Raw genomic sequence first — 26,132 nt, 5'->3', positions numbered from 1 at the left:
CAGAGTGAGGAGATGAGCGACGAAGAGGCGCACCAGCGCCCGAGTGGGCGCGCTGAGTCGATGCTGCGCCCGAGCGGGCGCGCTGAGTCGATGCTGCGCCCAAGCGGGCGCACGAAGGTCGCCGGGGTGATCGGTGATCCCGTGCAGCATTCACTCAGCCCGGCGCTGCACAATGCCGCGTTCACCCATCTGGGTCTGGACTGGGTTTACACGGCGTTCGCAGTGCCCGCCGGGCAGGGCGCCGATGCGGTGGCAGCGATGCGTGTGCTGGGGATCGAAGGCCTCTCGGTCACCATGCCTCACAAGGATGACGTTGCTGTTGCCTGCGATGAGCTGTCGCCCGCCGCTGCATTGCTGGGGGCCGCGAACTGCGTGCGCCGCAAAGGCGACCGGCTGATCGGGGAGAACACCGACGGCGACGGGTTCTTGGCGTCGCTGAGGGTCCAGGCGGGTGTGGAGCCCGCCGGCATGCACGCCGTGGTGTTCGGAGCGGGCGGGGCAGCCCGTGCGGTGATCGTGGCGCTCGCGTCACAAGGAGCCTCGGTGACCGTGGTGAACCGCTCGGCGGACGCGGCAGTGCGCGCGGCCGCGCTAGGCGCTGCGGCGGGTGCGACCGCAGGAGTCGCTTCGTCCAGCGCAGCCATGGTCGGCGGCCCGAGGGCGGTGCGCGACGCCGACTTGGTGGTCAACGCCACCCCGCTTGGCATGTCCAAGATTGATCCGCTGCCGTTCGATCCGGCGTTGCTGCGGTCACGCCAAATCGTCGCCGACCTCATTTACCGGCCCGAACGGACCCCATTGCTCGAAGCGGCCGCCTCTGCAGGCGCCATGACGCTCAACGGCGTCGGAATGCTCTTGTACCAGGCCGCCGGGCAGTTCAAGATGTGGACCGGCCGCGACGCACCCATCGACGTGATGGCTGCGGCTGTGGGCCTGGAACTCGCCGGGTAGCACCCCGGCCCGCACGCGGCCCGACGGCCGTCGGCGACCGGAGGGGCATCGGCGTGACCATTGCAACGGCAGACCTGAGCCTTTCTGCGATTGCAGCGATCGTGCTCGGCGGCACAGCCGCGGGAACCGTCGCCTCACGCTGTGCTCAGCGCAGCTTCGGCGTCAGCCTGCACCCGGCTCTGGCGATCGCGTCGTGCGTCACGATCGCGGCCGCCCTTGTCCTGCGACTCGGCGACAGCGCCTACCTCGCACCGTTGCTCGCGTTCGGATGGGCAGGTGTGGTCATCTCCGGCATCGACCTGCGCACCCACCTGATACCCACCCGGCTCTTGCGTGCGGTTGCCGCCGTTGCCATTCCCCTGGTGTGCGGGGCTGCAGCGATCGAAGCCGGCCCCGCAGGCGTGGCACGGGCGTTGGCCGCCGCAGCCATCGGCGGACTTGTCGGGTGGGGGATGATGCACCTCGTCTGGCTTGGCGCGCGGGGCGGCCTGGGCTACGGCGATGTGCGTCTGGGCGGGTACCTGGGCATGCACTTGGGGCTCGGCGGGTTCAACATGGTGCTGGAAGGGTTGCTGGCCGGTTTCGCCATTGCAGCGCTGGTTGGCGCCGCGGGAGTGGTGGTGCTGCGCCGCGGCCGCGACTACCGCTTCGCGCTCGGACCATCGCTGGTGGCTGGCGCACTCGCCGTCATCTGGTGGTCCGCGCCGGCGGGCCTCGCCACATGAGCGCCGTGTGACCGGCACGTCGCTGGTCGCTGCTGGGCGGATATCCAGCCAGGAAGTCGGGCACTTGGGTTGCGTTGTTTCCGGACAGCCGTCCCGTGCCGCGTCGGTACCCTCGCACGTGATGTCCGAGCCCCTCATCGTGACCGTGCCGATGGGTGAACGCACCTATCCGGTGCTCGTCGGCAAAGGCGTGCGCCGCGACCTAGCGCAGCTGATGCCCGCCAGCGCGCGCCGAGCCGCCGTGGTCACCCAGGCGGGCATCGGCGTCGAGGTTGACCCGGGCGTTCCATTTGAGACCTTCGCGATCCCCGACGGCGAACAGGCCAAGGAGTTGGGCACCATTGGAGAGCTGTGCCGCGGATTCGCCCGCTTCGGCCTGACCCGCCGTGATGTAGTGGTGGGCGTCGGAGGCGGTGTGGTCACTGACGTGGCTGGTTTCGCCGCGGCGGTGTACCACCGGGGCGTGGCCGTTGTGCATCTCGCCACGACCTTGCTGGGCCAGATCGACGCTGCGGTAGGCGGCAAGACCGGCGTGAACCTCGCGGAGGGCAAGAATCTCGTCGGAGCGTTCTGGCAGCCAGCAGCGGTCCTGTGCGACACAGAAGTGCTGGACTCACTGCCGGAGCGCGAACTTCGTGCCGGTTTTGGTGAGTTGGCGAAGTACCACTTCATTGGCGGCAGGTCGGATGCGGCTGAACTTATTGGAAACGCCTGTGCGCACCTCGAGATGTTCAACGATGCCAGCGTTGTTCGTCGTTACGCCGACCACCGATCGTTACTGCGGCGGCAATTCAGAGGCGATGATCTCCGGTCGAGATTGCTCGATGGCTGCGAATTCGATGAGCTAGCGCGCGACGAACTGATTGCGGCGTGTGTGGCCATCAAAGCCGAAGTGGTGAGCTCTGACGAGGCCGAAGGCGGTCGTCGGGCGCTGCTGAACTACGGCCACACGCTCGGGCACGCGCTCGAGATCGTCGAACGGTTCGACCTGCGCCACGGCGAGGCGGTGGCAATCGGGCTGCGCTACGCGTCCTTGGTGGCGCGATTGATGGACCGCATCGATGACCAACGTGTGGCCGCACACGAGCGAGTGCTCGAGGCCTACGGGCTCGACACTGCGCTTCCCCCCGGTGTCGACCATGACGAGATCATCGAGCTGTTCGGCCGAGACAAGAAGGCCACCGACGGCATCACGTTCGTGCTCGACGGGCCGAACGGTCTCGAAGTGGTGCCCAACGTCGATCCCAGCATGCTGCGAAGCGCGCTCGAGCGGATGTAATTGCGGCCATGGCTCGCCACGTTGTACTGCTGCTGTCGGGTCCGAACCTGAACCTGTTGGGAACCCGCGAACCCGAGATCTACGGCACCGACACGCTGCTCGACCACGTCCGGGCTGCACGCCGGACCGCAACCGAACGCGGTTGGGATCTCGAGCACCGCCAGAGCAACCACGAGGGCGACCTCGTCGACGCGGTGCATTCGGGCATCGGCCGCGTCGGGGCGATCGTGGTGAACCCCGGTGCGCTCACCCACTACGGCTGGTCGCTGCACGATGCGCTCGCCGCGTTCGACGGACCCGTAGTGGAGCTGCACCTGTCCGAGCCCCGCGAGCGCGAGTCATGGCGGCGCCTGTCGGTGGTGGAGCCGCTGGCGAGCGCCCGGGTAGCGGGAGAGGGAGGCGCTGGCTACCCCCGAGCGGTCGCGCTTGCCATCGATGCGGCAGCCGCAGCGGCAGAGACTCCGGACCCCGGCGACGAGGCCAGCGACCCGTCATAAAGGCGAGCCGTGCTTGTACTGTCCCGCTGCGACCGCTTTGATCCGCCCAGGTTGACTCCGAGAGGTTGATATGGCCATCTCCACTGCCGACTTCCGCAACGGCATGACGCTTGATCTCGACGGCGGCTTGTTTCAGGTCACCGAGTTCCAGCACGTCAAGCCCGGCAAGGGCGGCGCGTTCGTGCGCACGACGCTGCGCAACGTGCGCACCGGTGCTGTGGTGGAGCGCACATTCCGGGCCGGCGAACGGATGGAGCGAGCGCTCATCGACCACCGCGACATGCAATACCTGTACGCCGACGGCGATTCCCTGGTGTTCATGGACACCGACAGTTACGAGCAGCTTCCCGTCACCCGTGCCGCTGCCGGCAGCGCAACGAATTACCTGGTGGAAGGCGAGATGGCCACAGTGGTGCGCCACGGCGACGAGGTGCTGGGCGTGGAACTGACCGCATCGGTCGTGCTCGAAGTGGCTGACACCGACCCAGGCGTGCAGGGCGACCGGGTGTCGGGTGCGCGCAAGCCGGCCACGATGTCCACCGGACTGGTGGTGCAGGTGCCGCTGTTCATCGAGGCCGGTGAGCGGCTGAAGGTAGACACCCGCAGCGGCGACTACATCGAGCGCGCCCGCGGCTAACGCCGCCGGGTTGCTGAGACGGGCTCAGGTCCTTTGCCATGACTCGCTCCAGCGACCCGTTCGCAGCCCCCGACGAGCCGACCCGCCGGCGCGAGGCGCGCCAGCGCGCGGTGGAATTGCTGTACGAGGCCGAGATGAAATCGTGCGAGCTGTCGGACGTGCTCGCACAGCAGATCAGCGATCTCGACCCATTCGCGCTCGAGCTGGCCACTGGTGTCGCCGCCCGCCAAGATGCGCTGACCGAGCGTCTCGCGGGGCTGCTGAACGTGGGGTGGACTCCCCAGCGCCTCGGCATCTGCGACCGCTTGATCATGCTGCAGGGACTCTTCGAGCTTGAACGGGGGGCTGCTCCGGCAGCCGTGGTCATCAACGAAGCCGTCGAATTGGCGCACAGCCTGGGCGCCACTGATCGCAGCGGGGCCCTCGTGAACGGCGTCCTCGCCACCGCTATGGGCAGATCTTGACGACCGACGGCGGTCCAGGGTCACACAGGATCGCCGAACGGGAGCTCGTCTTCCTGCTGGGCGCCATCAGCGCCACCACGGCACTGGGCATCGACATGGCGCTGCCCGCCTTCGCCACCAAGGTGACCATCGGCTCGACACTGGCCGTCATGTTCGACATGGGCTCGTTCGTCGCGTTCTTGGGAAGCAGCCAGCTCCTCTTCGACGACGTGTACGGCCGCGGCGACGTATTCGCGTTCTACTTCGCTGGGATGAGCCTGTTCATGGGGCTCGTGGTGTTCACCGGGGGCCGGCAGGTGACACGCATCGGTGCCGACCGGGCGATCGTGGTGCTCCTGCCGACCACGCTGGTCCTCTCGATGGTCCTGGCGCTGTGGGCCCGGCAGCACCGTCCGCAACCGGCCATCACAGTTCCCGCCACTGAGCGCTGAAGGCAGCCTGTCGGCGGCCATTTCGACCTTCTGGGTGTTCGCGCCACGGTCTAAAGTTTCATAGGGATTGAAAATCATTGGAATGTACTGATACAGCGCGCCTAGAACTCTTAACCATCCGCTGGTGACGGCCTCGAGGAAGCGAGGCGGCCGTGGGTTCGGAGTCCGCAGGAGCTGTGCGATGGTCACAATCCCATGCCGAAGGGTCTTGTCGGGCTGCCTGCGGGCAGGCGCACCGATGGTGGTGCTCATCTCAGTGCTCGCGGCGTGCAGTCGGGACGTGGTGGTGCCGGCGGATCCAGGGCCGACGATCGCGGCTTCGCCGAGCACTCCGGCTGCTGACGCGCCGGATCCGGCGCTGTTCGAACTGCCGATCACCGAAGCCCGCACGATCGTCGCCGGCAGCGGCGAGTTCCCAAAGTCGCGGTTGCGTGAGCTGTCGCCTGAGCTGCCGCCTGAAGTGCAGATCGGCGGCGGACGCATCTGGGTGCCGTGGGCGCCCTATCCCGACTCGGATGTGGACGACACGGTGGCGGTGGTCGGATCGCAGTCGGCGCTGCTCGCCGACATGGACGCGGGCTTCCGGCACGTCGTGTCACAGCGTTCACGTTGGGAGGCCATGCCGCCCTACGTACCGGCCGCGGAAGCTGCATTGGCCGGCGGCACCCGGGTTGCGCAAAAGCGTGCTGGAACCGAGACGGCCTGGGAGTTGGTCGTGGACCCCGCGGGACTCGAATACGAGACACGTCTGGTCGCAGATCGCAGATCCGCCTACGACCACGTGTCGCTGTGCCCCCCGCACCCGACTTCGCAGGCATTGGGCGTCGATGTCGGCGAAACCGCAGCAGAGAGGGATCGGGCAAGCGCCGCTCTTGAGGCCTTCATCGCAGGCATGCGATCTCCCGGGCGCCGTCCGATGCACTCGTGGGGAACCACGGTCAACGACATTGCCAAGCTGCTGGTCTACAGCCCCGGCGAGCCGATGGAACTGGCGCTCGGCGGTCACAGTCTGACCGATCTCGGGTATTTCCCAGGCGACTGGTCAGCCAAGGCCAACCAGTGGCTGACTCGCCGGGCCGCTCAGGGAGCGGTGACCGATTCCCTCGTCGGCCACGCAGCCCTCAGCCTCGGCCCAGGCACTGTCTGGGAGGCGTGCAGCGACCTGGCCTCGATCACGCCGGGCGTCTATACCGAGTCCCATCGCACTCGGCAGCTGGAGTCGCTGTGGGCACGCGGTCTGCGCTTGGTGTTCACCACGCCGCCAGTCGAGCGGGCGTGGGTTGCAGATCTGTCGGCGGCCGGTCACGCGCTCGCTGTCGTCTGCCATGCGCCGGGGCAGTCGTTCCTGGTCGATGCATCAACGGGGGAGCGGCTCGACGCCGGAACCGAACATCGGCCACAGGTGGAAGCCATGTGGCTCACCTGGTCCCGTCACAGCTACCGCGTCTTGCGCAACGCGTTGTTCGATGGGGCCTGCGACAGCGAGACCTTTGAGCAGGCCGTGCAGTGGCTGGCCGAGGCCCAGCAAGCGCATGCGGCGACGATCGACTGGACCGAGCCCGGGGCCTGGGGTTCGGGGGTTCGCAATGAGTGGATCGCTGTCCGCAAGTGGGTCGACGTGCCCCAGCGGGAGGCGTGGCGGGCACATCGCGATGACGGCTGGCACCTGGAGTTCTGGTGCAGCACGGGCATCCCCGTCGGGGTCCTGGTCGGCGGCGAGCTGCATCGACCCGAACTGGAGGAACCTTGCACGCCCGAGCAATGGGAGGCGCTGCGGGAGGCCGCAACCAACGCCCCTGTCGTGACGTCGGAGCTGTCCGCCACAACATGGGATCCCGGCGTCAGCTGGCACGACCGCATGTACCTGTCTCCGTTCAAATCGCTCGAGGAGATCCTCGGCTGCCCGCCAGGCGAGTCGGTAATCGTCGAGGCGCTGGAACGGCCGCCCGAGCGCCGGGTCAAGAAACCGTGGCCGCCGGGCTCGCTGCCGCTGACCGACGCTGAGCGGGCCTACCCACGACCCATGCCGCCATGCCCGCAAGCCGGCTGGCCGCCGCAAACCGACCTGTACTGGTGGCCGCTTGCACCGAGCCTCCTGGAGATGGCGCCGTGACGGCTGCCGAGGATCCTGCACCCGGCGGCTCCGGCTCCCCCTCAGATGCTCGGTTGGGGATCGGACGGTCTGTGTGGTGGACGCTTGGGGCGATCGCTGCAGTGCTCGCAGCCGTGGTCGGGGCGGCAGCCGGGCTCGGCAGTGAAGCTGGGGCGCAGTCTTCCGTTCCGCCGGTCTTGAGCTGTCCTGGCTCGATGGTGCTCGACAGCGGCAGTGGGCAATGCCGTACACCCCAAACCGAGACGGTGCTCCGCCCGTCGAGCTGCCCGTCGGGTTGGACCCGTGTCGCAGGGCAATTTGGCGGCCACGAGTGCCAGCGACGGGTGTCGCGACAGGTGGATACCGGCCGGACCCGGCAGGTGTACAGCCACTCCACCTACGACGAAGTCTGGGTGCCGACGGGAACGCGCCCAGAACAGACAGGTACGAATCGGATCTGGGTTCCGCCCAGGGAAGTGGTCGAGCCGCTGGTTCCTCCGGTACGCGTGCAGGTCGGGACCACACGGCGCTGCGACTACGACTTTCTCTCGGGCCAGCACTTCAACTGCCGGAACGTGCCGGTGTACGAATGGCAGGGGTCGCACACGGTCACCATTCCTGGCTACTGGCGCGAAGAGCCGATCTACACCGAGGTGGAGACGGGCTACTGGGACCGCGTGGAGAACCGCCACTACACGACCGAGCCCATCTACGAGACCGTGGTCGAATGGCAGACCCGGCGGGTCTCGCAGGGATCCTGTGGCACGGGCTGGGACCCCGTGGGAAACCAATGTCAACGGACGAGGCTTGGCGATCCGTCCGCGCCTCCGCAGCAGAGCTGCCCGTCTGGGACAGTGCCCCGCTACGCAGACGCCATCAGCGGAATGGGCCCCGGCGTGTTGTCGTGCCAGTCGTCGAGTCCAAGTTCAGACCTGGACACCGGCACCGACCAGGACACCAGCGGAGGGCCTTCGGTGACACCCGACGGCACCGCCCGGCCGTTGCACCACCTTGCGGGCGAGAGCGACGAGCGGCTCGCAGAGCTCGGTATCGATCGCTGCTCGGACGGCCTGCTGTCGTATGTGCCCTGTGACGAGCTGCCGGGGCGCGCTTGGGACTCCGAACCCGACGTGTGCAAAGACATCGAGGGAACGGTCTACCGACCGGATCATGGTGGCAGTTGCGTCACCGAGAGCGACCTGCTCAAGAAGTGCATCTTGCCGGGCGACTGCGAAGAAACGACCATCCGCACCTATTGCCCCGCGATCGGCGAACTTGCACATACACAGATCCAAGAGCACGTTCACCCCGATCGCGGAGCCGAGACGTACCGGGTGTGCGTGTTCGATTGCTCGGATTCTTCCGCCCTGCCCCCCTATGTGCAGAGTCGCATCAACGGCTCCTATGACTACGCATGCCTGCCGGTTCCCGAACCTGAACCGACCGATCCGCCGCCGCCACCATCGTCGACGACCACCACTACCGAAGCGTCCGCAGACGAAACCAAGATCGGAGGCCAGGTTGAACCGGTCGATGGCGAAGAACCGGACACCCCTCACGACGATCCCGATCGCGATCCCGGTCCTGATCCCGCTTCTGATCCCGAAGGACCGGTCTCGAACCCCGATCCCGACCCCAGTGCACCCCCGGCGCAGCCCCCGGTGCGCCCGTTCGGGGACACATGCACTGCGACTCCAACCGAGCAGCGTCTCGCGGGCATCGTCGACGAGCTGGTCTGGGTCTCGCATGTGCGTGCGGCCCCTGGGGGCACGAGTCTCCAGCAGCACATGCCCGGTGGGGGTGAGTTCCTGCTGGTGGCGCCGGGTCGCGGCTGGATGCAGGTGTCCGGCTCGCTGGATGTCGTCGACGGGGACTGCGGCTGGATCGCCACCTGGGTACGGTCGAACTGGTCCGAGATGCGGCCGTGGATCGCCGCCGAGCGCCGGCTCATGGAGGGCAATGCCGGTACTCGGCATCTCGTTGACCGCTGGGACGCACTCAGCGCGGACCAGCAATTGCTGCTGAGCCAGTGGCACCAGCCGGGTGCGGATCCGGCCGCGCCTGCATGCCCGGTCGCAGTCGCCGCCGGTCCGGAAGCATCGGCGGCCTGTGGATGGCTCTTCGGTCACCCAGGGGCGTATGCCTGGGATGTCCAAGTGTGTTTCGAGCCCCAACAGACGGCCAACGGGACAAGCACCCGAAGCGCTCAGCCGCATGGCGACGATGCGTGCTGGGTCACCGTTGCCTCGGGCGTGGACTGGATCAGGTCGCTGAGCGACTACGCAAACGGCCGCGTGACGGTCACAGCGAGCGGAGCAGGGCTGTGACTCTGTCTTCGCAAGCCGATTACCTCGGCGACGAGCAGCAGGCAGCGGTGGCTGGCTTGCCCCGGCGAAGCCCTGAACCCTGGCGGCTGGGCGCCGCACTGGCGATCGTCGCGATCGTGGTTGCGGCGATCTGGCTCTGGGGCCGCCCGCACACTGAGCCACCTCAAGCACTCGTAGCAGTGACCTCCGAGGCATGGATGGCAGGTCAGCCTCCGGGAGCGTTCGAGGTGGTGGGAGTACCGGAGGCACTTGCAACCCGGTTCGCCGATCCCGACGCGATTGCTGGACGAGCGGTTGCGCACGACGTGCCTGCGGGCACCTTCGTCACACCTGCGCTGCTGGAGGCGCCCCAGGATGTGGTGGGCGCAGTCACGTCGATGCAGTTCGTGGCCGACACGGGAGCATGGCCTGCACCTGGGCCGCGAGCGGGCAGCCGGGCCGTGGTGTCGACGGTGCTCGGTGGGTGCGCGCTCGATGTGACGACGCTCGCCGACGGAGGTGACGCTCGCATTGTCGTCCGAGTGGACGCGCCCTTTGCCGCCCGTCTTGCGGCAGCCGTCGAACTCGGTGGTTTGGTGGTCTGGCCGGCGCCGCCCGACGGCTGGCCGCTGTGCCCCTCGGGCCGTTCGACGAGCCTCGCGCTCTCGACACCTGGCGCGGACGCCCTCGCACCGTTGCCGACAACTAATCCGGCAGGGAGTTGAGCGGTGCTCCTCGTGCTCTGCGATGACACCCTCGTGCCGCAGGTGCGCGAGTGGTGCAGAGACGCTCTGCGAACGGGATTGACCTCGGTCGCCGGTCGGGTCGCTCTGGTTGCCGATGTTGCCGGTGTTCCCGAGCCAGGAGCGGCGAACGATCCGTGCGTGGTCTGGTTGGGCAGCAGCGCCGAACGCGAGGTCATCGAGACGGCAGCCGCTGCGGCGAGCCAGATTGTCCTGTTGCTCGGAGCAATTACCGGCCGCCACGCCCGCGGCACAGGCAGCGCAGAGCACGAAGCAGACGTGTGGCACGCCGTGGCGACGGTGACGGTGCCGCGAATAGCGGTCTGGCTCCCTGGGTCGAATGGTGCCCGACCGGACCCCACTGGCGAGCTCTCGGCGGCACTGGGTGTTCAGCGGGTAGTGCGCATCAGCCGTGTCGGCAGTCGGCGTGCGCACCGGCAGCTGCACCGGCTCGGCCGCATGCTGGTCACCTCGGCATGCGCGCCTCAACGGCTCGACCGGTCCGACGGTGCCGTTCGACGCCGAAATGCAGCACGTGCCGCCACTGACTCACTCAGTGATCTGCTGGCCGAACCCGATGTCGAGGAATTCCAGATACGCGGCGGGGAATCGATGCTCGTCCAGTACGCAGGCGGACGCGTCGAGCGCCGACCCTCGCCGTTCGCTGCCGACGCAGACCTCATCGAGGCCGTGCGTTTTCTGGCGAGCTACTCCGGTGATCGGCCACAGCGCTTCGACGAGCTGGATCCACGCCTCGACGTGCGCGTAGGCGATCGCTGGAGACTCCACGCCGAGGCGTTTGTGACCAGCCCGCCAAACGTTGTGCTGCGCTCGAACATGGCCGGCCGGATGCGACTCGACGACCTCGCTGTCGTCTCGCGGGAACTCGGCAGTGTGCTCATCGAAGCCATTGCGGGCAAGGTGCGGGCCAACCTTGTGGTGGCGGCGGCCATGGGCGGCGGCAAGACGACGCTCTGTCAGGCACTGCTCGCAGCGGTGCCTGACCACGAGCGCATCGACACCATCGAGGACACGCCCGAGCTGCGATTGGGCGAGTACGGAATCCATCCCAACACCTACGAGCGGCTGACGCGCGATCCCAACCAGGACGGCCACGGTCGGCATTCGATGGCCGATCACATTCGCGATGCCAAGCGCGCGAACGCCGGCAAGCTCGTGGTGGGGGAGATCCGCGGCGACGGCTGTGAAGCGTTGCTCGATGCGATGTCGTCGGGCCTGGACGGATGCCTCGTCACCCTGCATTCACAACCCGGCAATGGCGTGCTCGAAAAGCTCGTGGCATACGCCTGCTCCGAGGGCGCCGAACCTGACTACGCCCGCCGACAGATTGCCGCCGCGGTGGACCTGTGCGTCTGGATGGGCCGCAATGATGCCGGAGAGCGGGTCGTCGCCGACGTGACGCAGCTCACCGGCATCGATGATGTCACGGGGATCATCTCGACAATCTGCTTGTGGGCGTTGCGATCGGGTGATCGTTGGGCGACGCCGGTGAGCCGCCCGCTCGGCCGCGTCGCCCAGGTCTATGCATCGGTGGGTCTTCGAGATGCCGGCGGCGACATCGAGCCGCCGGCTGTGTTCTCGCAGATCATCGATGCCCCCGCGCCATCGAAGTCCGGATCTCCCGTTGCCGACGACGACTTTCCAACGGGTCCCACAGCTCGCCCTCCGTCGCACCAAGACACGTCGCAACAAGACACGCCGCAGCACGGCGAGCTGTCGTTTGGGACGCCGCTGCACGATGTTGCCGAACCACGCGAGATCCTGTGGGATCCCGGGCCGCTCGTCCCCATCGACGAGGCGCCACCGTACGAACCCTTGATCGATGAGTCGTGGTCGTACCGCGCCCTAGGTCTCGATCCCGGCCACTGCTCGGCCGCTGCCCAACCCTCGTCCACTCGAGGCGGCCCCAGCGGGGGCGATGAATCCCACCCGGAGGGCATTGCATGCTGAGGGTCGCGGCATTCGGTCTGGCTGGCGCAGGAGCCGCGCTGTGGACTCTGCTCGGAACAGGTCCCCGGTCCGACCGCGCCGCTGCTGAGGCAATGAGGTGGCCGTGGCTGGCGACTGGCATCGCTGTATTCGTCTCGGGCCTGGCGCTCGGGCCCACAGCCGCTGGGCTCTCGGGGGCGATTGTCGGCATCTGCTCGTGGTGCGCCGCCTGCGTCGCGCGCAGCCGGCGAAACGTCGCGGCCGCTGAGTCGGTGGCGCAGTTCGCTGCGGTCTTGGCCAACCAGGCGCAGGTGTCGCGCACTGTGGTGGATGCGCTCGAGACAGCAGCGCCGCTGGCCACGGGTCCGATAGCGAAGACAGCCTCCAGGCTTGTCGACGAGTGCCGCAGCGTGGGTGTGGAGGCTGCGGCCCTGCAGTTTGCCGACGGTGCCGACGGTCCGGTCGCAGCTTGGCTGGCTGACGTGGTGGCCGTTGCCGCGGCCAGCGGAGGGCAATGGGTTCCGATCCTCGGTGTCCTGGAAGCTGAAGCGGCCGAAGCCGCCGGAACAGCGCGCCACTTCAACCGTCACGTCGCAGCCAACCTGCCACAGCTGGCGCTCGCCGCCGTGCTCGGTGCGGCGGTCGCAGTGGGCAGCGCGCTGGTGAGTCCAGACGCCTGGGCGTGGATGACGGGACCGCAAGGTCAACGAGTTGGTCTTGCTGGCGTCGTGATCGCTGTGGCGACCTGCGCCCGCCCGCTCAGCTCGGCCTGGGAGACGCTGCGGTGAGCGTGTCGCTTCCACCCACAGATTCGCTTGCCATCTGGGCGATGGCGGGAACAGGAGCGTTCGCCGCTGTCCACTTGCTCGCAGCGAGCGAGCGCCGCCGCCGTGGGCGCCGAATGCTGGCTGCGCTGGGCTGGAGCCCGGCGCGGCTCGCGACGCTCACGATCGTCGTAGCGGTATGCACGATCGGCATCGGCTTGGTCGTCGGCCTCCGATTGCCCAGCGGTGGAGCGGCGTCGCCTCGGCTCGCTCTTGCATGGTCACTGCTCGCAGCTGTCACGGCAGCGTGGGCAGTGCCGGGTCTGATGGCAAGCGCAGTGCTGTGGGGACATCGCCGCCGCCTGGACGGAGCGGTGCTGCTGTGGTTGCGGCGCATCCGCCTGTTCGTTGCTGCAGGACGGCCGATCAGCGTGGCGGTGCTGGATGCGGCGGAGCGGGTCACCGATCCCGCGTTTGCGCCAGCGGCCGGAGCGGTCAACGCGGCGGTGATCAGCGGGCGCGACCCGCTCGCGGCAGTTGCGGCACTGCTGTCTGACTCGCCGACCGCGTCACTGCTGCGCACGGTGGATGTCGCCGAACGATCGGGTGCCGCTGCCTCTCAGCTGCTCGACCGGGTGTTGGACCGCGTCGTACGGGCCATCGACGATCGACGCCGCGAGTCGATCGACCGCCTCGGGCGCAGTGTCGGCGCGTCCGCCTCGATGCTCGCCGTGGTGGCCTCCGGCGTGGTCATGGTGACCATCGTCATGACCCTGCCGTCGACGTGAACACCTGATCGCCATTGCAATTCTCACAAACCCAACCGCCCGCCGGTGCGGGCAAGGAGCACACAGATGGATTCACCGGTCACCAAGCTGATTTTCATTGCCGCCGCCGTGGCCGCATCGGTACTAGTAGTGGCTGTGATGTGGACAACGTTGGGCGACAATGCGCCGCAATCGACTGACAGCGATGTCCTCTACAAGAAAATCCAGACCAAGGAACTGTGCGAAGCCGTCGACGGCACATGGACCGCCGCTAACGATCCTCCGTGTGCCTAGTTCGGATTGCCCCGGCTGTTGTCGAGGGTCGCTCTGTCTTTGGTGAGCCGTGGACAGCTCGCTTTCGATCCTCCGCCTGTTCGCCGTGCTGGCAGTCTTCCTGGCGCTGGTGATCTCGTTGTTCGGGCACCAGGTCGGCGCAGCAGCTGCGCAAGGAGCGGCCGATGCCGCAGCGGTCGCGGTCACTGACCAGGTGCCAGCCGACTGGGACTGCACCGATGCCGGTCTGCCGCCCGATGCGACGGCTACGGCTGCGCGTGCCGCTTTGGACCGCACGGCACAGCTTGCGGCGGTGCACCCCACGGCGGTCGAGGTGCTGGCCGACGGAACGTGCTCGGTCATCGTGTCGGTGCGAGTGGAATCGGTCGGCTGGCTGGGTTCCCGTGCGGCGTTGGCCGTGGCCTGCCGCCGCCCGGCTTCCAGCGCTGGGGTGGTGCTGCACGCGCCCGTGGCGCCGCCGTGCTGAACAGCCAGGTTGAGCCGCCCGGCTGCTCAGCTTCGTTGAGCGTGCCAGGGAGAACCGCTGATGGATGAGACCGTCGGCATGATGAGCGTCGTCGCCGTGCTGGTATTCGGCATCTGGCTCGTCGACTACTCCGGTGACTCCACCCGCGCCGCGACGGTCGTTCGAGCCGCAAGCATTGAAGCCGCCCACTACACGGCAAGCGCCGTGGCCTCACCGCCCACGGGTGTCAACCCTGACGATCTGGACGAGCGCGCAACCAGGATCGCGAAGCGCGTCGTTGAAGCAGCCGCAATCGGCGACTGCGATGCCAGCGACCCCCAGTTCAGCGTCGCTGCGAGCGTCCATCGGGTACCTGGCAATACTCGGCCGGCAGCCGTGACCGTCGATGTGACCTGCCCACTGGCCGTCTCACCGTTGTTCGACGACACTGTCCGCGCACGTGTGGCAGTCCCGGTTCCGCCCGTGCCGAGTCTGCAGCCATGAGCGCGCCGCTGTTGGCGCTGGCACTCGCCACCATGTGCGCGTTGTTCAGCGCCGCGGCGGCCGACACAGCGCAGGTCATGGGCCTGCGGAACCAGGCCGCCGACGACGCCCGCCGGGTCGCCGTGAGCACGCTCGACGCTTGCGCGATCGGTGATGGCGGGCACCGACGATGTATGCCGTCGCAGGGCTGCACTCAGCCGCAATGTGCTGTGTGCTGGCGAGGCGGCGCGATCCGAGCCGATGTGGCGTTGGACTGGTCGCCGGTACTGCTGCGGGGCCTCACGCCAGCACGTGGCCGCCACGCACTCAGTCTCGACGTGGTCGACGTCGCCGACTTGACCGGATCGACGCTGCCCTCCTGCACGTAGCGGAGGGCCCATGGCGACATCACCGGGACGCGCACCGTGCGCGGGCCCGTTCCGGCGCGAATATGCGCGCCTATCCTGGACACGCCCGCGCTAGCGTGCGTGTCTGACCGTGAAGCGGGTCCGGTGAGGCCCGTACGGACAGGAAGGACCTGCGCGTGGCAGACCGCGAGCGACGTATGACGCCCCCGTATGGGGGCGTTTTCGTTGCCCGGACCACCATTCTCGATTCCAGCGGAGTCCACCGGGCGCTCACCCGGGTCAGCCACGAGATCCTCGAGCGCAACCAGGGCCTCGACAACGTCGTGGTGGTGGGCCTCCAGACCGGCGGCGTGCAGGTCGCGCTGAGGATTGTGCGCCTGCTGTTCGAGATCGACGGCACCGACGTGCCCTTCGGAACGCTCGACGTCGTCTTGCATCGCGACGACATCGGCCTGCGTCCCGTCATGGCTGAAGCCGTCACCGACATCCCCTTCGACCTCGACGGCATGACTGTCGTGTTGGTCGACGACGTGCTGTTCACCGGCCGCACCATCCGGGCTGCGCTCGACGCCTTGAACGACTTCGGGCGGCCCCGCGCGGTGCAATTGGCCGTGGTGATCGACCGCGGCCACCGCGAGCTGCCGATCCGCCCCGACTTCGTCGGCAAGAACCTGCCCACCAGCCGCGAGGAAATGGTGGACGTGTCGCTCGAGGGCGTGTTGCTGGGGGAGATGCGCAAGTGAGCGGGCACCTGCTGACGCTGGGCGAGCTCGGCACCGAAGGCATCTCCGAGCTGCTGGCACTCACCGACCGCTTCGTGGAGGTCGGCCGCCGACCCATCCCCAGGGTGCCCGCCCTGCGGGGCCGCACCGTGGCCAACCTGTTCTTCGAGGAATCCACTCGTACCCGGCTCGCATTCGAAACCGCTGCGAAGCGTCTGTCAGCCGACGTGCTGACGTTCTCGGCCGCCTCGTCGTCGCTCTCCAAAGGCGAGTCGATTCGCGACACCTTCGAGACCATCCAGGCCATGGGCATCGACGCCGCCGTGGTGCGGCATCGCAGCGCCGGAGTGCCCGCCCAGATCGCGCGCTGGGCCGACGAAGGCGTCTCCATCCTCAACGGCGGCGACGGCTGGCATGCCCACCCCACCCAGGGTCTGCAGGACGCCTACACCCTGTGGCGGCACTTTTGCCCCGCACCTGGCGGACCGCCCGGAACCGAGGTGGCTGAACAGCCCACGCTGGCGGGATGCCGCATCGGCATCGTCGGCGACATCGTCCACAGTCGAGTCGCCCGCAGCGACATCGAGGCCTACACGGCGCTGGGTGCCAGCATCGTGCTGGTCGCGCCGCCGACGCTGCTCCCAGCACAGCCTCGCGACTGGATCGACTGCTGGCTGCCGCCCGATGCCGCAAAGCGTGTCGAGATCACGTACAGCCTCGACGACGTGCTCGGCGAACTCGACGTGGTGGGGCTGCTGCGCTGCCAGCGCGAGCGCATGGTCGACGGGCTGATCGGCTCGGTCACCGAGTACGTGGCCCGCTACGGCCTCACTGCCGAACGAGCCCAGCGTCTGCGCCCCGATGCCGTCATCACCCATCCGGGCCCCGTGAACCGTGGCATCGAGATAGCGGGCGCCGTGTTCGAAGACCTGGCTGCCAGCCGGGTGCTGGTCACCCAGCAGGTGTCCCACGGCGTGGCGGCTCGCATGGCGGTGCTGTTCCGCCTCATCGGGTCGGGCACTGCGCTGCCAGGAGCCGAATCGGCAGGGACCAACACTTCGGGACAGAGCGATGCCTGAGACCCAGACGCTCCCGATGCCGACTGCCGAAGCCCCCCTGTTCATCACGGGCGGTGAGATCGTCGAGCGTGCCGGGCGGCGCCGTGCCGACATCGTCGTGGTTGACGGCCAGATCGCGGCAGTGAATCCGCCGGGCGTGACCGTCGATGGCCCCGCACGCCTGATCGACGCCTCGGGCTGCGTGGTCGTCTCGGGTTTCGTGGACCTGTTCGCACGCCTGGGCGAGCCGGGCAACGAGGAAGCCGAGACCGTCGCGACAGCAAGCGCGGCGGCCGTGCGGGGCGGCTTCACCGCCGTGATGGCCCAGTCCGACACCGAACCCCCGCTCGACCGTCTGGGACAGCTGGCCGAGCTCCACCGCAATGCGTCGAACGCCCGCGGTCACATCATTCCCTCCGCCACGATCACAGCCGAGCGGGCCGGGCGCCGCCTTTCGCCAATGGCCGAACTGGCTGACGCCGGTGTTCGATGGTTCACCGACGTCGGACCCCAAGATGACGTCGGCCTCCTGCGACGCGCCCTGCAGTACGCAGGACCCCTCGACGCTGTTGTGTCCGTGCGCCCTGCCACCGCTCACCTCGCCGGCACGGCCGCCATGGCTGAAGGCGCAGTCTCGGCGCGAATGGGCCTGGCGGGCGAGCCCGCTGCCTCCGAGGAGTTGGCAGCTGCCGTCGCCATCGGCATTGCACGGCTCACTGGCGGCCGCATGCACCTCGACCGCATCAGCGCCGCCCGTACCGTCGAGCTGGTGCGCGCCGCCAAGGCCGAAGGGCTGGACGTCTCGGCTTCGGTCACCGCGGAGCACTTGCTGTTCATCGATGCCGATGCCGACGGCTACGACACGCTGATGCGCGCCGAGCCGCCGTACCGCACTGCGGCCGACCGGGACGCGCTGATCGCCGGCGTCAATGACCGCACCATCGACGCCATCGTCAGCGGCCATTCGCCAGTGCCGCCCCAAGCCAAGGACCTGCCCTTCGATGAAGCTCCTCCCGGCATCGCCGCATTGGAAACCTGCGCCGCACTCACTTTCGGCCATCCCGAGATCGGTCTCGAAACAGCGCTGGACGCGTTGTCGTGGCGGCCCGCTGAGCTGGCCGGTGCCGCACACCTCGGCGGTGGGCTCATCGAGCCGGGCCAACCGGCAAACCTCGTGGTGCTTGATCTCGACCGGACCTGGACGCTGGCCGAGCGAGGCTCAGTGTCGATGGCGCGAAATACCCCGCACCGCGGCCGGTCGATGAGCGCCATGGTGACCGCGACGGTCGTCGCCGGGCACCTCGTGGTGGCCAATGGGCAGCCGAGCGATCCCGCCGTCATGTTCGCGGCGTCAACTGCGGGGGCAGGACGATGAACCAGCCAAGCGCTCCCGCGCTTGGGGCCCTGGTGCTTACCGACGGCACCGTCTTCGAGGGCGAGATGATCGGCGCGCCCTCAACAGCGTCCAATGGGGTGGCCTCCGGCGAGGTCGTGTTCAACACGGTGATGACCGGCTACCAGGAGGTCATCACCGACCCCTCCTATGCGGGCCAGATCATCGCGTTCACCTACCCCCACATCGGCAATTACGGCATCACCGCGGCCGACGCCGAGTCGCGCCGTCCCTTCTGCCGTGGCGTCATCATTCGCGACCTGGCCCGGCGCCGATCGAGTTGGCGCTCCGAGGGAGACCTCAACTCGTACCTCGTCCGCCACGGCATCGCCGGAATCGCCGGCGTGGACACGCGCCGGCTGACTCGCCACGTCCGCAACCACGGCGCCATGCCTGGCGCGTTCGGCCCTGTCCCGAACGACGACGCGCTCGAACGTCTCGCAATCGCCGCCCGCGCAGAACCCGGCACTGCAGGCGTCGACCTCGTCAGCGAAGTCACCACCGCCGAGCCGTACACCACGGGCGACGGGCCGTGGCGGGTCGTCGCCTACGACTTGGGCATCAAGCGCGCAATCACCACGAACCTGGGCCGTATCGCGACCGTCGAAATCGTGCCGGCGTCAACCTCCGCGGCCGAGGTGCTGGCCCGAGAACCCGATGGGATCTTCCTCTCCAACGGCCCCGGCGACCCACAGATGGCCGGCGGCGTCACGACCGCGCTGCGTGACCTGCTGGGCGTGGTTCCGATCTTCGGCATCTGCCTGGGCCAGCAGGTGCTCGGCCTTGCCCTCGGCGGCCGCTCCTACAAGCTTCCCTTCGGCCACCATGGGGGCAACGTGCCGGTGCGCGACGAGTCCACCGGCCGCATCGAGATCACCAGTCAGAACCACAACTTCGCTATCGAATCGGGCTCCGTGCCGGGAGTCGACGAGACGCACGTCTGCCTGAACGACGGAGCGCTCGAGGGCTTCGCGTGCCGCGACCTGCCCGCGTTCTGCGTCCAGTATCACCCCGAAGCCAGCCCCGGACCGCACGACTCGCGATACCTCTTCGATCGCTTCGCGGACCTCATGTCGACGTTCTGGGGCGGCACGTGCAACGGCTCCGGCCGCCGCCAGCGGGGGAACAGTTGATGGGCCGCCGCAATGACATCGAATCGATCCTGATCATCGGCTCGGGACCCATTGTCATCGGCCAAGCCTGCGAGTTCGACTACTCGGGCACCCAGGCCTGCCGTGTGCTGCGCGAAGAGGGCTACCGGGTAATCCTGGCGAACTCGAATCCCGCCACGATCATGACCGATCCGGAGTTCGCCGACGCCACCTACGTCGAACCGCTCGACGCCGCCGTGCTCGAAGCGATCATCGCCCGTGAACGCCCTGACGCGCTGCTGCCCACCCTCGGCGGCCAGACGGCGCTGAATTTGGCCACCGAGCTCAGCCACAGCGGCGTGCTCGATCGCTACGGCGTCGAGATGATCGGAGCCTCCGAGCAGGCCATCGCCACCGCCGAAGACCGCGACCGTTTCCGCCAGGCCATGACCGAGATCGGGCTGAAATGCGCTCCCTCGGCCATCGCGCACTCCCTGGACGACGCCCTCCAAGCGATCGACGAGATCGGCCTGCCGGTCATCATCCGGCCTGCCTACATCCTGGGAGGTGCGGGGACCGGCTTCGCCACCACGCCCGACGAATTCGAGGCTGCCGCAGCGGCGGGCCTCGATGCCAGCCCGATCAGCGAGATCCTCATCGAGCAGTCGGTGCGTGGCTGGAAGGAATTCGAACTCGAGGTGATGCGCGACCGCGCCGACAACTGCGTGGTGATCTGCTCCATCGAGAACTTCGACGCGATGGGCGTGCACACCGGCGACTCCATCACGGTCGCCCCCACACAGACCCTCTCCGACGTCGAATACCAGGAAATGCGCGACGCGGCGTTCGCCTGCATCCGCCGCATCGGCGTCGAGACCGGCGGCTCGAACGTGCAGTTCGCGGTGAATCCCGCCAACGGCGAACGGATCATCATCGAGATGAACCCGCGGGTCAGCCGCAGCTCGGCGCTGGCTTCGAAGGCCACCGGCTTCCCGATCGCCAAGATCGCAGCCCGCCTCGCCGTCGGCTACACGCTCGACGAGATCCGCAACGACATCACCGGCGAAACCCCCGCCAGCTTCGAGCCGACCATCGACTATGTGGTGACCAAGATCCCCCGCTGGGCGTTCGAGAAGCTCCCCGGGGCGGCACCCGTGCTCGGCCCGCAGATGCAGTCCGTGGGCGAGGTGATGGCCATCGGCCGCACATTCGCTGAGAGTTTGCAGAAGGCGCTGCGCAGCCTCGAGCAGGGACGATTCGGTCTGAACGCCGACGCGGGCGAGACGCAGTACGCCGAGCGCTTCACCGCTGAGCTGCTCGAGGCCATCGAGACGCCCACGCCCGAGCGCATCTTCGAGATGGGCGAACTGCTGCGACGAGGAACCGACCCCGATGCCATCAGCGCCGCCACCGGCGTGGACCCCTGGTTCGTCGACCAGATGCTGGCCATCGTCGACGAGCGCGCGGTACTGGAGGCTGTCGGGGGAGTGGCCTCGATGGACCGTCGCGCATGGCGGCGCGCCAAGCAGTTCGGCTTCGCCGATGCGCAGCTGGCGTGGTTGTGGGGGGTGAGCGAAGCCGAGGTTCGGGCCGCACGCCTCGAAGCGGGCGTGCGCGCCACGTTCAAGACGGTGGACACCTGCGCGGCCGAGTTCGACGCTCGCACGCCGTACCACTACTCCACTTACGAAGACGAGGACGAGATCCGACCCGGCACCCGCCCCCGCATGATCATCCTGGGCTCGGGACCCAACCGCATCGGCCAGGGCATCGAGTTCGACTACTGCTGCGTGCATGCCAGCTTCGCCTTGCGCGAGGCCGGCTACGAGACCGTGATGGTGAACTGCAACCCCGAGACGGTCTCCACCGACTACGACACCTCCGACCGGCTGTACTTCGAACCGCTGACCGTCGAGGACGTCTACAACATCATCGAGGCCGAGGACCCGGTCGGCGTCATCGTGAGCCTGGGCGGGCAGACGCCGCTCAAGCTGGCCTCCGAGTTGCCAGCTGAGCTCGTGTGCGGCACGCCCGCGGACTCCATCGACCTCGCCGAGGACCGAGAGCGCTGGAACGTTCTGTGCACAGAGCTCGCCATCCCCCAGCCGCCCGGCGGCACTGCGTCGGGACCGGCCGAGGCAGCCGCGATCTGCGAGCAGATCGGCTTTCCCGCGTTGGTGCGCCCCAGCTACGTGCTCGGCGGCCGAGCCATGACGGTCGTCTATGACCACGCTGAGTTGGCTGCAACGATGGCCGAGCTCGCCCTGTTCTCCTCATTGGGACGCGAAGGCGGGCTGTCGGCCGAGCGTCCGGTACTCGTGGACCAGTTCCTCGAAGACGCCATCGAGGTCGACGTGGACTCGCTGCGCGACCACACCGGGGCGTGGATGCTCGGCGGGATCATGGAGCACGTCGAGCAGGCCGGCGTCCACTCGGGCGACAGCGCCTGCGCCATCCCTCCGCCGAGCCTCAGCGGCGAGGTCCAGCGAGTCATGGTGTCGTACACGCAGCGGTTGGCCGAAGCGCTGGGAGTGGTTGGACTGCTGAACGTGCAGTTCGCTGTCAAAGCCGGCGAGGTATTCGTGATCGAGGCCAACCCACGGGCGTCTCGCACGGTTCCGTTCGTGGCGAAGGCCACGGGGGTGTCGCTGGCCAAGGCGGCGGCCCGGGTGATGGCGGGAGAAACGCTCGACGAACTCGTGGCGGCCGGGATGCTGCCTGACTGGGCTCGCAACGTGCAACTGCACAGTGGGTCGTCATTGGCTGACCCGGCCGACGGAGGTCCTGCGCCGCGCCACGTGGCTGTGAAGGAAGCAGTGCTGCCGTTCGGCAGGTTCCCCTCGGTGGACACCGTGCTGGGTCCCGAGATGCGCTCCACCGGCGAGGTCATGGGCATCGACGCCACCTTCGGGCTGGCCTTTGCAAAGAGCCAGATTGCCGCAGGCGACGTGTTGCCCTCCGAAGGCACGGTGCTGTTGACCCTGGCCGACCGAGACAAACCCGAGGCGTTGGAAGCGGCGCGCATCCTCGCTGAGATCGGCTTCGACATAGCGGCCACCGCCGGCACGGCAAGCTTCTTGCGGAGCCACGGCGTGCCCGTCGATGTCGAGGTGGCGAAGCTGTCGGCCGACGGCGAGGAGACCTCGCCCGGCGAGGACGCTGTGCAGCTCATCGCAGCGGGCCGAGTGGACTTGGTCGTCAACACACCCCGGGGCCGCGGCGCCCAACTCGACGGCCGCCACATTCGCGCTGCCGCCCGCTCCCATCACATTCCGTGCTTCACGACGGTCGCCGCCGCACGAGCCGTGGCGACGGGCATGCGGGAATGGCTAGCGAGCGACCTGCAAGTGCGACCGCTGCAGGAGTTTCACGCGAACCTCGATGCGTCGATGCGGCGCAAACATGCCTAAGGCCCCGATGAGTACGTCGGGCGACCTGCCAATCGATATGGCAGTACGCATCGGCAGCGTCTTGCTGCCCAATCCCGTGATGACCGCATCGGGAACCGCTGGCTACGGCACCGAGCTCCGCGGGTACCTCGACCTTGCCGAACTGGGTGCTGTGGTGACCAAGTCGCTGTCGCCGTTCGCCTGGGCCGGGAATCGGGCCCCCCGGGTTGTGGGCACGCCTGCGGGGATGCTCAATGCGGTGGGATTGCAGAATCCCGGTGCCGAGGCGTGGCTCGAGACCGAACTGCCGCGCCTGCGTCGAACCGGGGCTCGGGTGGTGGCCAGCATCTGGGGCCGCACAGTCGCCGACTATGAGACAGCGGCTCAGACCCTGGCCGGTGCTGGCCTGACGGCACTGGAAGTGAACGTCAGCTGCCCGAACCTCGAGGGCCGGGGCCAGATGTTTGCGTGTGACCCGGCGGCTACTGCCGATGCCATAAGCGCCGCGACTGCCGCAGGTGTGCCGCTGTGGGCAAAGCTCACCCCCAACGTGACCGACTTGGTCGAGATCGCCGCCGCAGCGCTGACCGCAGGAGCCGAGGCCCTCACGCTCATCAACACCGTTTTGGGAATGTCCATCGATCCCGTCACTGCGGTGCCCACGCTCGGCAACGGCGGCGGCGGGCTGTCGGGTCCGGCGATCCGGCCCGTGGCTGTCCGGGCCATCTTCGACGTGCGGGCGGCGTTAGGCGAGGTGCCGATCGTGGGCGTCGGCGGCGTGGCAGCAGCCGAGCACGCAGTGGAGCTCATGGCGGCGGGTGCGGTTGCGGTGCAGGTCGGTACTGCATCGTTCTGGGATCCGCGCGCGCCCCGCAAGGTGTTGTCGGAGTTGCGCCGCTGGTGCAAGAAGCACGGCGTCTTCGCGGCCGCCGAATTGACCGGCCGGGCTCATCACGCCCGAACCGGGCCCCGTTCAGCGGACGCGGGCACCCAGGAAAGCTGTTGAACGCATTGACCACTTCTGGATCGGCCGCAACGCTGCGCAGCGGCGCTGCCCGAGACCGGCTGGCACTCGCACTGGACGTGCAGGATCGGGCAGCGGCGCTGGCGCTGATGGAACGCTTCGGAGCCGATTTCGGCGTCATGAAGGTCGGCCTCGAGCTGTTTGTCGCAGAGGGTCCCTCGCTTGTGAGAGACATCGTGGCGACGGGCTGCCGGGTGTTCTTGGACCTCAAGCTGCACGACATCCCGAACACGGTGGAACGGGCTGCATGGCGTGCCGGTGCGCTGGGTGTCTGGCTGCTCACCCTGCACACCCAGGGCGGACCGGACATGCTGGCCGCCGGCGTACGCGGGCTGGCTGAAGGCGCCGAGATGTCGAGCGGCACGTCGATGCCGAGCGTCGCACCCGTTGCCCTCGGTGTCACTGTCCTCACTTCGGACGCCGAAGCCACGCCCGAGGTGCTGACGCAACGATCTGCACTGGCTCGAGAATCCGGCTGTGGCGGCCTTATCTGCGCCGCTCCAGATCTCCCTACGGTGTCGGCGGCGGCTCCGGGGCTGCTACGCGTCGTGCCTGGCATACGACCCAGCGGCGTGTCGGCAGCAGATCAGCGCCGGGTTGCCACCCCGGCAGCGGCACTGGCTGCCGGTGCCGATCTGCTCGTCATCGGACGTGCGGTAACCGCGGCACCCGATCCGCAGGCTGCGGCCGCGGCGATCGTTGCCGAGGTTGCCGCAGAGCTTGCCCGCGCTTGATCGGCGGCGCTCGCCAAGCCAGTGTCCCTTAGCCCTATGGGCGGCATAGCTACAATGCATCACAATGAGTCCGCTGCCTGAACTCAGTGACGAGCAGCGTGCCGAGGCGCTGGCCAAGGCCAAAGAGGCCCGCGAGGTCCGCGCAAACGCCAAGCACCGGTTGAAGATGGGATTCCTCAGCTTCGACGAGTTGCTGGCCGAAGCCGACACTGTCGAGAACGTCGGCAAGCTCAAGGCACTTGCTGCCTTGGAGTCGATGCCGGGTCTCGGCAAGGTCAAGGCCCGTCGCCTGATGGCCGAGATAGGCATCGCCGACAATCGGCGACTGCGAGGTCTCGGCGATACGCAGCGGCGCCGTTTGAGCGAGCACTTCGCACAGGATTCCGCCCCAGGCGCGTGAATACAGTCGCATGACCAACCCGGCGCCCAGTGGCGCTGCGAGCCCGACCGTGCCTTGGGGCGTGACGCTCTACGTGGTGTGCGGGCCGGGCGGGGCTGGCAAAGGCACGATCGTGGCTGAGCTGGTGGCGCGGGATCCATCCCTCCTGCTGAGCAGGTCCTGGACGACTCGTCCTCGCCGCGTCGGGGAGCCAGCCGAGGCGTACACCTTCGTGACGGCGGCCGAGTTCGAGGCCCGGATCGCTTCGGGAGGATTCCTGGAATGGGCCGACTTCTTCGAGTATCGCTACGGCACCCCGATGCCGCCGCTTGACCTCGAAAGCGATCTCGTGCTGGAGATCGACGTGCAGGGCGCTGTCTCGGTGCGCAATCGCGATCCGTCTGCGCTGGTGATCATGGTGCTTCCGCCCAGCCGAGCCGAGCAGGAACGGCGCATGCGCCGGAGAGGGGACCCCGACGCCGAGGTAGCACGCCGGCTCGCCAAAGCCGACGAGGAGCTGCCTGTGGGATACCGGATGGCCGACCTCATCGTGGTGAACCGGGACATCTCCAGCACTGTGACCGACATCGCTGCTTTCGTGGATCGCACCCGCACCCGCACTCGCCGCCCGCCAAGCGCTTGAGCCGGAGCCGGTTCGTGCGAGGGCTCCAGTTCCTTGAATCACCACACAGCGCCTGCGGGCACCATGGAGCCGGGCTGGGTCCTGGGTAGCCTGCATCCTGCGATGACTGAGTCAACCGACACCATGATCACCCCGGGGCTCGAGGACCTGCTCTCCAAGGTCGACTCGAAGTTCACTCTCGTGAGCCTTGCGGCTATGCGGTCCCGGCAGATCAACTCGTACTACAACCAGCTCGACGGCGGCATCGGCTCGGTCGTGCCGCCGCAGGTGGCTTCGGTCGCTCGCAAGCCGCTGTCGATCGCCTTCGAGGAGATCGAGGCCGACAAGATCACCTTCGAGCGTTTCGATCCCGAAGAGCGGGCACGGCTGGAAGCCGAAGCGCTCGCTGCAGCCGAGGCCGATGCTGCCATGCTCGAGGTTGTTCCCGACCTCAAGGCCTAGCGCCACGGACCACAACCCAGTCCTGTCGGGGCTTGCTGTCGAGAATTGACAGCGGGGCGTAC

At 68.0% G+C, this 26,132-nt stretch carries 27 protein-coding genes; all 27 read left to right on the top strand.

Going from position 1 to position 26,132, the window contains the following annotated elements:
• Nucleotides 1–12: 12 nt before the first annotated feature.
• Nucleotides 13–951 carry a shikimate dehydrogenase gene (gene aroE / locus ACOOHB_RS07950; RefSeq protein WP_420444255.1) on the top strand — a complete coding sequence of 313 codons (939 nt, stop codon included), beginning with the start codon at nucleotides 13–15 and terminating at the stop codon, nucleotides 949–951.
• Between the two features lie 53 nt (nucleotides 952–1,004).
• Nucleotides 1,005–1,676 (top strand): prepilin peptidase, encoded by a 672-nt coding sequence (locus ACOOHB_RS07945; RefSeq protein WP_420444254.1) that lies wholly within the window; start codon nucleotides 1,005–1,007, stop codon nucleotides 1,674–1,676.
• Between the two features lie 121 nt (nucleotides 1,677–1,797).
• Nucleotides 1,798–2,955, top strand: coding sequence for a 3-dehydroquinate synthase family protein (locus tag ACOOHB_RS07940; protein ID WP_420444253.1), 1,158 nt, complete (start codon nucleotides 1,798–1,800; stop codon nucleotides 2,953–2,955).
• Nucleotides 2,956–2,963: 8 nt separating this feature from the next.
• Nucleotides 2,964–3,452 carry a type II 3-dehydroquinate dehydratase gene (locus ACOOHB_RS07935; protein WP_420444252.1) on the top strand — a complete coding sequence of 163 codons (489 nt, stop codon included), beginning with the start codon at nucleotides 2,964–2,966 and terminating at the stop codon, nucleotides 3,450–3,452.
• Between the two features lie 70 nt (nucleotides 3,453–3,522).
• On the top strand, nucleotides 3,523–4,089 hold the full coding sequence (efp, locus tag ACOOHB_RS07930) for an elongation factor P (RefSeq protein WP_420444251.1): 567 nt from the start codon (nucleotides 3,523–3,525) through the stop codon (nucleotides 4,087–4,089).
• A gap of 38 nt (nucleotides 4,090–4,127) precedes the next feature.
• Nucleotides 4,128–4,553 carry a transcription antitermination factor NusB gene (locus tag ACOOHB_RS07925; protein WP_420444250.1) on the top strand — a complete coding sequence of 142 codons (426 nt, stop codon included), beginning with the start codon at nucleotides 4,128–4,130 and terminating at the stop codon, nucleotides 4,551–4,553.
• Nucleotides 4,550–4,984 carry a hypothetical protein gene (locus ACOOHB_RS07920; RefSeq protein ID WP_420444249.1) on the top strand — a complete coding sequence of 145 codons (435 nt, stop codon included), beginning with the start codon at nucleotides 4,550–4,552 and terminating at the stop codon, nucleotides 4,982–4,984. The genes ACOOHB_RS07925 and ACOOHB_RS07920 overlap by 4 nt, the downstream gene beginning before the upstream one ends.
• A gap of 181 nt (nucleotides 4,985–5,165) precedes the next feature.
• A complete protein-coding gene (locus tag ACOOHB_RS07915; protein WP_420444248.1) occupies nucleotides 5,166–7,097 on the top strand; it encodes a hypothetical protein in 1,932 nt (643 codons plus the stop codon).
• Nucleotides 7,094–9,403 (top strand): hypothetical protein, encoded by a 2,310-nt coding sequence (locus ACOOHB_RS07910; protein WP_420444247.1) that lies wholly within the window; start codon nucleotides 7,094–7,096, stop codon nucleotides 9,401–9,403. Before ACOOHB_RS07915 ends, ACOOHB_RS07910 begins: the two co-directional genes overlap by 4 nt.
• Nucleotides 9,400–10,107, top strand: a complete 708-nt coding sequence (locus ACOOHB_RS07905; protein ID WP_420444246.1) for a hypothetical protein — start codon at nucleotides 9,400–9,402, stop codon at nucleotides 10,105–10,107. Before ACOOHB_RS07910 ends, ACOOHB_RS07905 begins: the two co-directional genes overlap by 4 nt.
• A 3-nt stretch (nucleotides 10,108–10,110) precedes the next feature.
• A complete protein-coding gene (locus ACOOHB_RS07900; protein WP_420444245.1) occupies nucleotides 10,111–12,096 on the top strand; it encodes an ATPase, T2SS/T4P/T4SS family in 1,986 nt (661 codons plus the stop codon).
• Entirely contained in the window at nucleotides 12,090–12,863 is a 774-nt protein-coding gene (locus ACOOHB_RS07895) for a hypothetical protein (RefSeq protein ID WP_420444244.1), read from the top strand. The genes ACOOHB_RS07900 and ACOOHB_RS07895 overlap by 7 nt, the downstream gene beginning before the upstream one ends.
• A complete protein-coding gene (locus ACOOHB_RS07890; RefSeq protein WP_420444243.1) occupies nucleotides 12,860–13,627 on the top strand; it encodes a type II secretion system F family protein in 768 nt (255 codons plus the stop codon). Before ACOOHB_RS07895 ends, ACOOHB_RS07890 begins: the two co-directional genes overlap by 4 nt.
• A 66-nt stretch (nucleotides 13,628–13,693) precedes the next feature.
• Nucleotides 13,694–13,900: a hypothetical protein gene (locus ACOOHB_RS07885; protein WP_420444242.1), complete on the top strand. Its 207-nt coding sequence runs from the start codon at nucleotides 13,694–13,696 to the stop codon at nucleotides 13,898–13,900.
• 49 nt (nucleotides 13,901–13,949) lie between these two features.
• Nucleotides 13,950–14,366: a hypothetical protein gene (locus ACOOHB_RS07880; RefSeq protein ID WP_420444241.1), complete on the top strand. Its 417-nt coding sequence runs from the start codon at nucleotides 13,950–13,952 to the stop codon at nucleotides 14,364–14,366.
• Between the two features lie 60 nt (nucleotides 14,367–14,426).
• A complete protein-coding gene (locus ACOOHB_RS07875; protein ID WP_420444240.1) occupies nucleotides 14,427–14,849 on the top strand; it encodes a hypothetical protein in 423 nt (140 codons plus the stop codon).
• Nucleotides 14,846–15,217 carry a hypothetical protein gene (locus ACOOHB_RS07870; protein ID WP_420444239.1) on the top strand — a complete coding sequence of 124 codons (372 nt, stop codon included), beginning with the start codon at nucleotides 14,846–14,848 and terminating at the stop codon, nucleotides 15,215–15,217. Before ACOOHB_RS07875 ends, ACOOHB_RS07870 begins: the two co-directional genes overlap by 4 nt.
• 176 nt (nucleotides 15,218–15,393) lie before the next feature.
• Nucleotides 15,394–15,939 (top strand): bifunctional pyr operon transcriptional regulator/uracil phosphoribosyltransferase PyrR, encoded by a 546-nt coding sequence (pyrR, locus tag ACOOHB_RS07865; protein WP_420444683.1) that lies wholly within the window; start codon nucleotides 15,394–15,396, stop codon nucleotides 15,937–15,939.
• The gene (locus ACOOHB_RS07860; RefSeq protein ID WP_420444238.1) at nucleotides 15,936–16,997 is read left to right on the top strand and encodes an aspartate carbamoyltransferase catalytic subunit; all 1,062 of its coding nucleotides are present in this window, start codon (nucleotides 15,936–15,938) and stop codon (nucleotides 16,995–16,997) included. Before pyrR ends, ACOOHB_RS07860 begins: the two co-directional genes overlap by 4 nt.
• Nucleotides 16,990–18,351: a dihydroorotase gene (locus ACOOHB_RS07855; protein ID WP_420444237.1), complete on the top strand. Its 1,362-nt coding sequence runs from the start codon at nucleotides 16,990–16,992 to the stop codon at nucleotides 18,349–18,351. The genes ACOOHB_RS07860 and ACOOHB_RS07855 overlap by 8 nt, the downstream gene beginning before the upstream one ends.
• Nucleotides 18,348–19,502: a glutamine-hydrolyzing carbamoyl-phosphate synthase small subunit gene (gene carA, locus ACOOHB_RS07850; RefSeq protein WP_420444236.1), complete on the top strand. Its 1,155-nt coding sequence runs from the start codon at nucleotides 18,348–18,350 to the stop codon at nucleotides 19,500–19,502. The genes ACOOHB_RS07855 and carA overlap by 4 nt, the downstream gene beginning before the upstream one ends.
• Nucleotides 19,502–22,870 (top strand): carbamoyl-phosphate synthase large subunit, encoded by a 3,369-nt coding sequence (gene carB / locus ACOOHB_RS07845; RefSeq protein ID WP_420444235.1) that lies wholly within the window; start codon nucleotides 19,502–19,504, stop codon nucleotides 22,868–22,870. Before carA ends, carB begins: the two co-directional genes overlap by 1 nt.
• A complete protein-coding gene (locus ACOOHB_RS07840; RefSeq protein ID WP_420444234.1) occupies nucleotides 22,863–23,855 on the top strand; it encodes a dihydroorotate dehydrogenase in 993 nt (330 codons plus the stop codon). Before carB ends, ACOOHB_RS07840 begins: the two co-directional genes overlap by 8 nt.
• Before the next feature lie 5 nt (nucleotides 23,856–23,860).
• Entirely contained in the window at nucleotides 23,861–24,607 is a 747-nt protein-coding gene (gene pyrF, locus ACOOHB_RS07835) for an orotidine-5'-phosphate decarboxylase (protein ID WP_420444233.1), read from the top strand.
• 64 nt (nucleotides 24,608–24,671) lie between these two features.
• On the top strand, nucleotides 24,672–25,007 hold the full coding sequence (gene mihF / locus ACOOHB_RS07830; protein ID WP_420444232.1) for an integration host factor, actinobacterial type: 336 nt from the start codon (nucleotides 24,672–24,674) through the stop codon (nucleotides 25,005–25,007).
• A gap of 10 nt (nucleotides 25,008–25,017) precedes the next feature.
• Nucleotides 25,018–25,629, top strand: coding sequence for a guanylate kinase (locus tag ACOOHB_RS07825; protein ID WP_420444231.1), 612 nt, complete (start codon nucleotides 25,018–25,020; stop codon nucleotides 25,627–25,629).
• Nucleotides 25,630–25,731: 102 nt separating this feature from the next.
• Nucleotides 25,732–26,070, top strand: coding sequence for a DNA-directed RNA polymerase subunit omega (gene rpoZ, locus ACOOHB_RS07820; protein WP_420444230.1), 339 nt, complete (start codon nucleotides 25,732–25,734; stop codon nucleotides 26,068–26,070).
• Nucleotides 26,071–26,132 lie beyond the last annotated feature (62 nt).

Origin of the sequence: Candidatus Poriferisodalis sp., from assembly GCF_965215815.1 — a bacterium.
In the GTDB taxonomy this organism is placed as follows: domain Bacteria; phylum Actinomycetota; class Acidimicrobiia; order Acidimicrobiales; family Poriferisodalaceae; genus Poriferisodalis.
Note: the sequence above shows the minus strand (reverse complement) of the source record. Positions and strands in the feature narration are given on the sequence as shown.